1 protein-coding gene is annotated in these 563 nt (G+C 48.5%); it reads left to right on the top strand.

Annotated features, from left to right (window positions below; all coding sequences use genetic code 11):
• Window positions 1–61: 61 nt before the first annotated feature.
• Window positions 62–563, top strand: a 502-nt coding sequence (locus KP705_RS16435; RefSeq protein ID WP_215765026.1) for a hypothetical protein, incomplete at its 3' end; no start/stop codon positions are given.

Genomic DNA, 563 nt, shown 5'->3' with positions numbered 1-563 from the left:
GGATTATAACACAACTGATGGCGATGGTTCAACACAAGACCGCCAAGACTGGTGGTCTCGGATGGAATCMGTAGGTCGTTCATATAMGAAATTAGAGGCCCAAAGGGTCATCAAAGCTCAGTCATATGATGGGGGGTATTATCCTCGTTCATGGCTTGGGCATGTGTTCCATCTGGGGTGGTCTGTTGATGATATCTGCTGGCTGATATCTGCTGACTGCAAGCACCTTGGGCTTATAGCTCGGGATTATTCTGCTGATGAGAATCTGCGTTTTGCGTGTCGTTCGGAACAGGAAGACAGGCGACGCTTCAGGCTTCCTGCTGGTGGTTTAGAATACGTTCCAGAGGTTAAGGAAGCGAAGGAATCACGCGGAGAGATTTTTGATGCAGGACCGTCTGAGAATGGGTGTGAGTCATCTTCTCGGATAGGTTTTTATGAGCTTCTTCGTCGCAACAGTGGGAACAAGGTTGATGTGTTTAAACATCTTGAACGCATTGGCAGGGATGAGGCCATAAGGCTTCAATCTGATCGCATTGCTGACAGGCTTGAAGGTCTGGGGATTC

This window comes from Gluconobacter sp. P1D12_c (assembly GCF_018812105.1).
Taxonomy (GTDB): domain Bacteria; phylum Pseudomonadota; class Alphaproteobacteria; order Acetobacterales; family Acetobacteraceae; genus Gluconobacter; species Gluconobacter oxydans_A.
Note: the sequence above shows the minus strand (reverse complement) of the source record. Positions and strands in the feature narration are given on the sequence as shown.